General features: G+C 70.7%; 9 protein-coding genes and 1 pseudogene. 5 read left to right on the forward strand and 5 right to left on the reverse strand.

All coding sequences use genetic code 11. The features are described 5' to 3' along the window. The 4 genes from ACZ573_RS38180 to ACZ573_RS38195 all read left to right on the forward strand — a co-directional run. A partial coding sequence (locus ACZ573_RS38180) for an STAS domain-containing protein (RefSeq protein ID WP_471313498.1) occupies window positions 1-299 on the forward strand: 299 nt, incomplete at its 5' end. A 112-nt stretch (window positions 300-411) separates the two neighbouring features. Next, window positions 412-735: a plasmid stabilization protein gene (locus ACZ573_RS38185; protein WP_471313501.1), complete on the forward strand. Its 324-nt coding sequence runs from the start codon at window positions 412-414 to the stop codon at window positions 733-735. A 45-nt stretch (window positions 736-780) separates the two neighbouring features. Further along, window positions 781-1,134, forward strand: a complete 354-nt coding sequence (locus ACZ573_RS38190) for a PRC-barrel domain-containing protein (RefSeq protein ID WP_471313505.1) — start codon at window positions 781-783, stop codon at window positions 1,132-1,134. Between the two features lie 277 nt (window positions 1,135-1,411). Next, a complete protein-coding gene (locus tag ACZ573_RS38195) occupies window positions 1,412-1,861 on the forward strand; it encodes an SRPBCC family protein (protein WP_471313508.1) in 450 nt (149 codons plus the stop codon). A 216-nt stretch (window positions 1,862-2,077) separates the two neighbouring features. On the opposite strand, the gene ACZ573_RS38200 is transcribed toward ACZ573_RS38195, so the two are convergent. After that, a complete protein-coding gene (locus tag ACZ573_RS38200; protein WP_471313511.1) occupies window positions 2,078-2,623 on the reverse strand; it encodes a type 1 glutamine amidotransferase domain-containing protein in 546 nt (181 codons plus the stop codon). Window positions 2,624-2,659: 36 nt separating this feature from the next. Next, window positions 2,660-3,379: a hypothetical protein gene (locus tag ACZ573_RS38205; protein WP_471313514.1), complete on the reverse strand. Its 720-nt coding sequence runs from the start codon at window positions 3,377-3,379 to the stop codon at window positions 2,660-2,662. 329 nt (window positions 3,380-3,708) lie between these two features. On the opposite strand from ACZ573_RS38205, the gene ACZ573_RS38210 reads away from it, so the two are divergent. Beyond that, window positions 3,709-4,329 carry a TetR/AcrR family transcriptional regulator gene (locus tag ACZ573_RS38210; RefSeq protein WP_471313517.1) on the forward strand — a complete coding sequence of 207 codons (621 nt, stop codon included), beginning with the start codon at window positions 3,709-3,711 and terminating at the stop codon, window positions 4,327-4,329. 139 nt (window positions 4,330-4,468) lie between these two features. On the opposite strand, the gene ACZ573_RS38215 is transcribed toward ACZ573_RS38210, so the two are convergent. From ACZ573_RS38215 to ACZ573_RS38225, 3 genes and pseudogenes are all read right to left on the reverse strand, one after another. After that, entirely contained in the window at window positions 4,469-5,041 is a 573-nt protein-coding gene (locus ACZ573_RS38215) for an NADPH-dependent FMN reductase (RefSeq protein WP_471313520.1), read from the reverse strand. Between the two features lie 50 nt (window positions 5,042-5,091). Further along, a complete protein-coding gene (locus tag ACZ573_RS38220; protein ID WP_471313522.1) occupies window positions 5,092-6,816 on the reverse strand; it encodes a serine/threonine-protein kinase in 1,725 nt (574 codons plus the stop codon). Between the two features lie 398 nt (window positions 6,817-7,214). After that, window positions 7,215-7,342, reverse strand: a pseudogene (locus tag ACZ573_RS38225) (DUF4097 family beta strand repeat-containing protein); the annotation flags it as partial.

Consider the following 7,342-nt stretch of genomic DNA (forward strand, 5'->3'; position numbering starts at 1 on the left):
TGCCCGGGACGGTTCAGGTGGTGGTGAGCGGCGAGATCGACTTCGACAACGCCGCGTTCCTCCGCGAGGCCCTCCTGGCCGCCCTCGTCTCCCACCGCGCGACCCTGCTCGTGGACCTGGAGCAGGTGACCTTCTGCGACTGCGCCGGCCTCAACACCCTCCTGACCGCCCACCACGCGGCCCTCCAGGCCGGACGCAGCCTGCACGTCACGGCGGCCGGCCGACAGGTCGAGCGGCTCCTGAACCTCACCGACACCCGCCCCCTCCTCACCGCAACGCCTGCGCCTGCAAGCAGGTGATCCTCATGGCCGCGTGCCGGCAGCTGCGCACCGGCGTTCCGGTGTGTCCCCGTCCGGTGCGGGAAGACGCAGCACAGGTACCGAGATCGCACTACGAGCTGAGGAGGTTGTCATGCCTCGTGGTTCCAGTCCGAAGCGGGAACGGCAGTACGAGCACATCAAGGAGAGCGCCGAGGAGCGTGGCGAGAGCACGAAGCGTGCCAAGGAGATCGCGGCCCGCACCGTGAACAAGGAACGCGCCCGCTCCGGCGAGTCGAAGGCCGCGTCCCGGTCCTCGGTCCAGGACATGTCGTCCTCCAGGCGCGGCGGTCGGCGCTCCCACAGCGGTGCGCAGGGCCCCACCAAGGAACAGCTGTACAACGAGGCGAAGCAGAAGGGCATCGAGGGCCGTTCGAAGATGGACAAGGCAGAGCTCAAGGGGGCGTTGGGCCACTGAACGGGCCCATGCGCGTGAGGAGACGCGTGAGAAGAGGAGTCCGCCGTGACCGAGTTCGACATCTGGGTCTACCGTCCGGACACGGGATACCAAGCCGGTACTGACATCGTCGGTTACAAGGTCGAGGCCACGGACGGCAGCATCGGCAAGATCAGCAAGCATTCCGAGGAAGTCGGCGCCTCCTACCTGGTCGTGGACACCGGAGCGTGGATCTTCGGCAAGGACGTGCTGCTGCCCGCCGGGACGATCAGACTGATCGACACGGTGGAGGAGAAGGTCTACGTCGACCGGACCAAGGACCAGATCAAGGACGCACCCGAGTTCGACCCGTCAAAGTACGGCGGCAAGCCTTCCTACCTCGAGCAGTTCGGCAAGTACTACGGCCAGCCGCACATGTAGCGGGGGGTCTGATGGTGCGGGAGTCCGCGCCCATGGTTGTCAGCAGTTTGCCTCCAGGCGGCCGCCGTGGTCCCGCGGCTCAAGGAGTGAGAAGGCGGGGGCCGCGACTGCTGGGGGGCTGCCTGGCCGGGAAGTGGGCTCGTTCGGGGAGTCACCACCTGGTTGTCGGGGCAGGCGCGCGGTGAGCGGGCACGGATGCGGGTGCCCGTGCGGGAGTCGGCCAGGCTCGAGACCGCCCGGTTCCCGCTTCACCAGCACAGATCGAAGGAGACAGGTCATGTCGAAGGTCAAGGAGTCCATCGAGGTCGACGTTCCGGTCCGTACTGCGTATGACCAGTGGACGCAGTTCGAGTCGTTCCCGCAGTTCATGGACGCGGTGGAGCGGATCGAGCAGCGTACGGACACGCTCACGCACTGGGTGACCAAGATCAGTGGTGTCGAGCGGGAGTTCGACGCGGAGATCACCGAGCAGATCCCGGATACCAAGGTGGCGTGGGTGACCGTCGGAGGCGAGACCGAGCAGTCCGGGCTGGTGACCTTCCGGCCCATCGATCCCACCCATACGCAGGTCACGCTGATGATGGACTTCGACCCCGAGGGGATGGCGGAGAACATCGGCGACAAGCTCGGCTTCGTCGACCGTCAGGTCAAGGGCGACCTGAAGCGTTTCAAGCACTTCATCGAAGACCGCGGCACTGCCACCGGACAGTGGCGGGGCCAGGTCTGACACGGGCCCGGCCCCGCCGGCCCGCAAGGCCGCGCGCCGGGTGAAGGAACGACTGGGTGGCCGTCGCGCCGTACATGGCGTGGCGGCCGCCGAACGGTGCGCGGCGAGTCCCCGGACCCGAGGTGGCGCGGGGCCTGGCCGAGGCGTCCGCCCGAGCAAGGATCCCTGGCGACACCGGCGACACCGCAAACCTGTTCCAGGACGGGCAGCGTGCCGTTACGCCTGCGCCGCGAGGGTGAACTCCTTCACGAGCGTGCTGCAGAAGGCGTCGAGGTCGTCGGGCTTGCGGCTGGTGATGAGCGTCGCCGGAGCCGCGTGGCACACCCGTACCTCCTCGTCGACCCAGCTGCCCCCCGCGTTGCGGATGTCGGTCGCCAGGCTGGGCCACGATGTCAGCGTCCTGCCGTGTACGACATCGGCTTCGACCAGGGTCCAGGGCGCGTGGCAGATCGCCGCGACCGGCTTGCCGGTCTCGAAGAAGCTCCGGACGAAGCCGACAGCCCGTTCGTTCATGCGTAGTGCGTCGGGATTGGCGACACCGCCCGGCAGCACCAGCGCGTCGAAGGCATCCGAGGTGTCGCCGGCCAGCAGATGGTCGACGGGATAGGTGTTCGCCCTGTCGAGGTGATTGAAGGCCTGCACCCGTCCGGGCTCGGTCGATACCAGCTGCGGGATCCAGCCGGCCGTCTCGACGGCCTTCCAGGGCACGGTGAGCTCGACCTCCTCCACACCCTCCGCGGCGGTCAGAAACGCGATGCGCATGACGCTCACTCCCTTCGTCGGGGTTCTCGGCCCCGGTCAACCTGCGCTGCTGCGTCGGCACAGGCCGACGGATACCGCGCCGGCCCGCACCCAGCGTTCGACTCGGTCCCTTTGCGCCTTCCCCCGTCGGCGGACCTGAACCGGAGCCCGGCCGATCCGTCCGCCGTCGGGAAAGCCGGGTCGGCACGAAGTAGGCCTCCTCGCAACGGCTTCGACCTGTTCCCGCTGGGTGTCCGTCAGCCGCTGGTCGGTCGGCGGGGGCCGGTGCGTGGCGGGGTGGTGTCGCTGCTCATCGCTGCGTGCGGCGGGTGAGGCGGGCGGCGGCGAGGTGGAGCACATTGTCGCCGGTGGTCCGGGGCGGGCTGCCGAGATTGACGGCGTGGCTGCGCAGCATCGAGACCAGCCCCGTCGGCCGGCCGACGGGGCTTCGGCGGGGATGCCTCGGTCGAGGGCGGCGGCGAGCATGTCGGCGAGCTCGCGGGTGTGGTGGGCGAGGGCGTCGACGGCGTGCCGGGCGGCCTCGGCGGGGCGGTGGCGGCGGGTGAGCTGCTGGGTGAGGGCGGTGAACGTTTCCCCGGGCAGGACGGGGAGGAGCTGCTCGGGGTAGAGATCGTCGGCGAGGCGGCGCAGCAGGGCGGCGGCAGTGGCGCGCGGGAGGTTCGAGCGGACGTCGGCGGGGCCCTGGTTCGGAAGGGTGACGATCAGGCGGTGAGTGTCGAGGGAAGCGAGGGTGACGGCGTCGGGTGTGCGGTGCACGGGGGTGGGACTCCTTGTCCGGGGTCGAAGTGGTGCTCACGCACGCGGACACGGCGAGGGGCTGAAAAGGCACCTGTGAGCTGTTGTGCGGGCCCACGCGGCGGCCGTGGGCGGAGTGGATGCAACGCGGAACGCGGCGACTGCGGTGCCTCCCGGGGTGAACCTTGGGTTCGGGGTCGTCGGTCAGGTTGCCGAAGATGGCCACACGGGTCTCGCCCCGGACGGACGTCTTCGTAATTTCCTCACATGTGGAAACTAATTTCAACGTATGCTGAAACTCTCGCCGAGGGGAAGCCCCCTCCGGCAACCGGTACGGTAGGTGATGCGGTGTGACTGGCCGAGGCCCTCGGGGTGAACGCGGAGAGCAGGCGGACAAGATCGTCGCCGCCGCTCGCAGATCCTTCGCCACGCGTGGCTACGCCGCGACCTCACTGCGGTCGGTCGCCCAGGAGGCCGGTGTCGACCCCGGCCTGGTGAACTACTACTTCCGCACCAAGGTCGGGCTGCTGGAAGAGGTGATGAAACCTCCAGCGGAGTTCGGCGCAGCCGTGGCCGCCGCAGCCGAACAGCCCATGGACCGCCGGGGGCACGCATTCGTGCAGGCCGCCCTGGACCTGTGGGAGGACCCCGTCCCGGCCGAGATCCTGCGCGCCATCGTCCTCACCGCCGCCCAGGAACCCGCCGCCCTGGAACGCCTGCGGCAGCTGTTCTCCGAACTCGTACTGGCCGTCGTCTCCCACAGCGTGCCCGACACCGAACGCGACCTGCGGGCCAGCCTCATCTCCACCCAGATCGTGGGCATGGTCATGAACCGCTACATCTGGCAGATCGGCACCGTCGCCACACTCCCCGCCTCCTCCGTCGCCGACCTCATCGCCCCCACCATCCAGCGCTACCTCACCGACCCCCTGCCGCCGAGCCTCGGCGACGACAGCCGGAAACAGGGCTGACCCGACCGCTCCGGCGAATCCCGCCGACCGTTCTCCAACTCACCACGCAGCGGGTCGTGCGGGTCGTCGACCGCGTCGAACGTCACCGGGCGGTCGCCACCTGCTGCGACGGACGCCGTGGACGGGGCGTTCGGGTTGGTCAGGCGGTTTCGGTCGGTGTCTCGTCGTGTCGGCGCGCCGTGCGCAGGGCGTGGCCCCACCAATGGAGGTCGTCGAGGAGGACTGTTGCGGCTTGCGCTGCGGTGTCGGCGTCGTGGGGTGTACCGGTTTCGTCGAAGGGGAACCGGTGGAAGCTGACGGTTTCGCGGAGGGTGGTGGCGTGGAGTTCGGCGAAGACCGGGCGGAGCTGCTCCACGGCGCGCAGGCCGCCGGAGAGGCCGCCGTAGGAAACGAATCCGACAGGCTTGCGCCGCCAGATGGGTCCGGCGATGTCGATGGCCTGTTTCAGGGAGGCGGGGAACGAGTGGTTGTACTCGGGGGTGAGGACTACGTAGGCGTCCGCTGAGGCGAGGTGTTCGACGAAGGCGCGGCCGCGGGGTGTGAGGTCGGTGGTCCAGTGTGCCGGGAGGTCGGCGTCCGCGAGGTCGGTGACGGTCAGGTCGATGTCGGCGCGGGCGGCGGCCACGGCTTGGAACCAGCGGGCGACGGTCGGGCCGAACCGGCCTTCCCGGGTGCTGCCGACGACGAGGGCGGTACGCAGAGGAGTGGTCATGACTCCATGTGTAGAACATCAAGTCCGGTCGAGGTCAAAGGGTGTGGGGCTCACGGGCGGCGGTTCAGCGCGGTGGGAGCTCCCGCCGACTGCGCGCCCTCCGATTCCAGTGTGAGGCGGTCCGGTTCCGTCATCGTCAGGACGTACAGGTTGCCTCGGGGGCATTCGAGGACCGCCGTGCGGTCGGTGGGGTGGCTGGTCACGGCCTCGAACACCGCGCCGTTTCCGCGGACCTGCTGCAGTCTGAGGGCTTCGGTGCATCCGAGGTTCCGCCCGGTGGAGGTCTCCTTGAGGTCGCTGACCTGCCGGCCCACGAGTTCGCCGACCGTTCCGCCGTTGAGTGTGACGGTGACGGAGAACTCGCCTGTGCGGGCCCGGGAGATGCCGTCGGCCTCCGGCGTTCCGGGCCCGACACCGGTCCAGGTGCCGGTCCACGCGGCCGGCAGCGCGCCTGCCGGGCCGGCCGGCTGTGCGGGCGAGGAGGGGGCGGGGGAGGTGGGACCGGGGGAGGCCGACCCGCGCCCGCCGTCGCCGTCATTGTTGCTGTCGTTGCGGTGTCCGGGGAGCCATACGGCTACTGCGACGGCCGCGGCGACGGCGGCGGCACCCGCGGCCGTACCGGCGCCGCGTGAGCGCAGGACCGCCCGCCCCGGCCCGCGCCCCGGGGGTGCGGGGGAGTTCGGCGCGGTCCCGGCACCCGCGAGGACCCCCGGCGACGGCGAGACCGCCGGCGACGGAGGAGGCGACAGCGGTACGGGTACAGGTACGGGGGCGGCTGCGGGCACGGGGGGAGTGCGGACCGCCTCCGGAGTGCCGGGAGTTGCGGGAGTGCCGTCCGCCCCGGTGGTTCCGGTGGTGGTGGGTTGGGGGTGGGTGAGGAGGTGGTGGAGTTCGGTCTCCCGGCGTCGGGTCTCGGTCGTCAGGGCCTGGGGTGCGGCAGGTCCCCAGCCTTGTTCGGGGACCTCGTCGGCGAGCCGGGCTGCTATGTCTTCGGCTCGGGGGCGTTGCTCCGGGTCTTTGGCCAGGCACTGCCGCACGAGTGCGTGCAGTGGCTGTGGTACTCCGTCGAGCCGGGGTTCGTCGTGCACGATCCGGTAGAGGAGGGCGGGCAGGTCGAGTTCTTCGCCGTCCGCGAGGAAGGGGCTGTGGCCGGTCGCCGCGTACACGAGTACCGCGGCGAGGGAGAACACGTCGGCCGGGGCTCCGGCCACCGTGCCGGTGGCCTGTTCCGGGGCCAGGAAGCCGGGGGTGCCGATGACGGTGCCGGTGCGGGTGTGGCGGGGGTCGCGGACCGTGCGGGCGATGCCGAAGTCGATGAGGAAGGGGCGTTCGGCGCCGAGCAGTACGTTCGCGGGTTTGATGTCACGGTGGACCACCCCTGCCGCCCGTACGCCGACGAGTGCCGCCGAGAGCTGCCGTCCCAGGCTGCGTACGGCCGGTGTCTCCAGGGGCCCGCGCGTGCGGACCCAGTCGCCCAGGGACGGCGCGGGCACGTACTCGGTCGCCAGCCACTGCGGTGACGCTCCCGGCGCGCTGTAATCGACCACCGATACCGTCCACGGGCTGCGCACCCGGTCGCTGGTGCGTATCTCCCGGTCGAAGCGGTGGGCGAAGTCCGCGTCCAGGCTCAGCTCGCGGTGCACGGTCTTCAGCGCCAGTGCCCGCCCGGACGCCGTCCGGGCCAGGAACACCTCGCCCATGCCTCCCGATCCGAGGCGTGCCAGCAGACGGTACCCGCCGATCTCCAGCGGGTCACCGGGCCGCAAAGATTCCATCAGTTCCCCCTGCCCTCCGGGGCCGTTGCCGGCCCGCACCGCGCGGACCGCCCGCCGGGCCGCCGTGATGGACCCTAGAGGACGGGCTCCCGCCCCGCCCGCCCTGGGGGGAGCCCGGCAGGCCCCCCGCCCCGGCCGTCACCTCTCACTCGGAGGCGCGGGGGTGGCTCCGGCCGCCGCCGTACGACGGGCTGAGCCGCTCCCCGCAGCCTGTGAGGGGGACTTCGGGGGACGGGTGCTGTTCGGGGTTTGTGTGTGCCGGGGTGGTTCGGTGTGGTCCGGGCAGTGGCGGCTTCGCCCGTGGGGTGGCTGGGTGTGTGTGCCGGGTCCGGGTGCGTCCGAGGCCGGCGGCCGTGGGTCGGTGCTGCTGTTCAGGGTCGTGTGTGGGCGGTTGTGGGTCAGATGCTGCGGGCGGTGATGTCGCCGTGGGTGGTGGTGGCGCGGATGGTGAGGCCGGCGGCGGCGCCGTCGGTGTTGTTGAGGGCGTTGCTGATCCGGCCGTAGGCGGTGCCGGCGTCGAGGGTGG

The sequence above is a fragment of the Streptomyces sp. NPDC040545 genome (genome assembly GCF_055595065.1).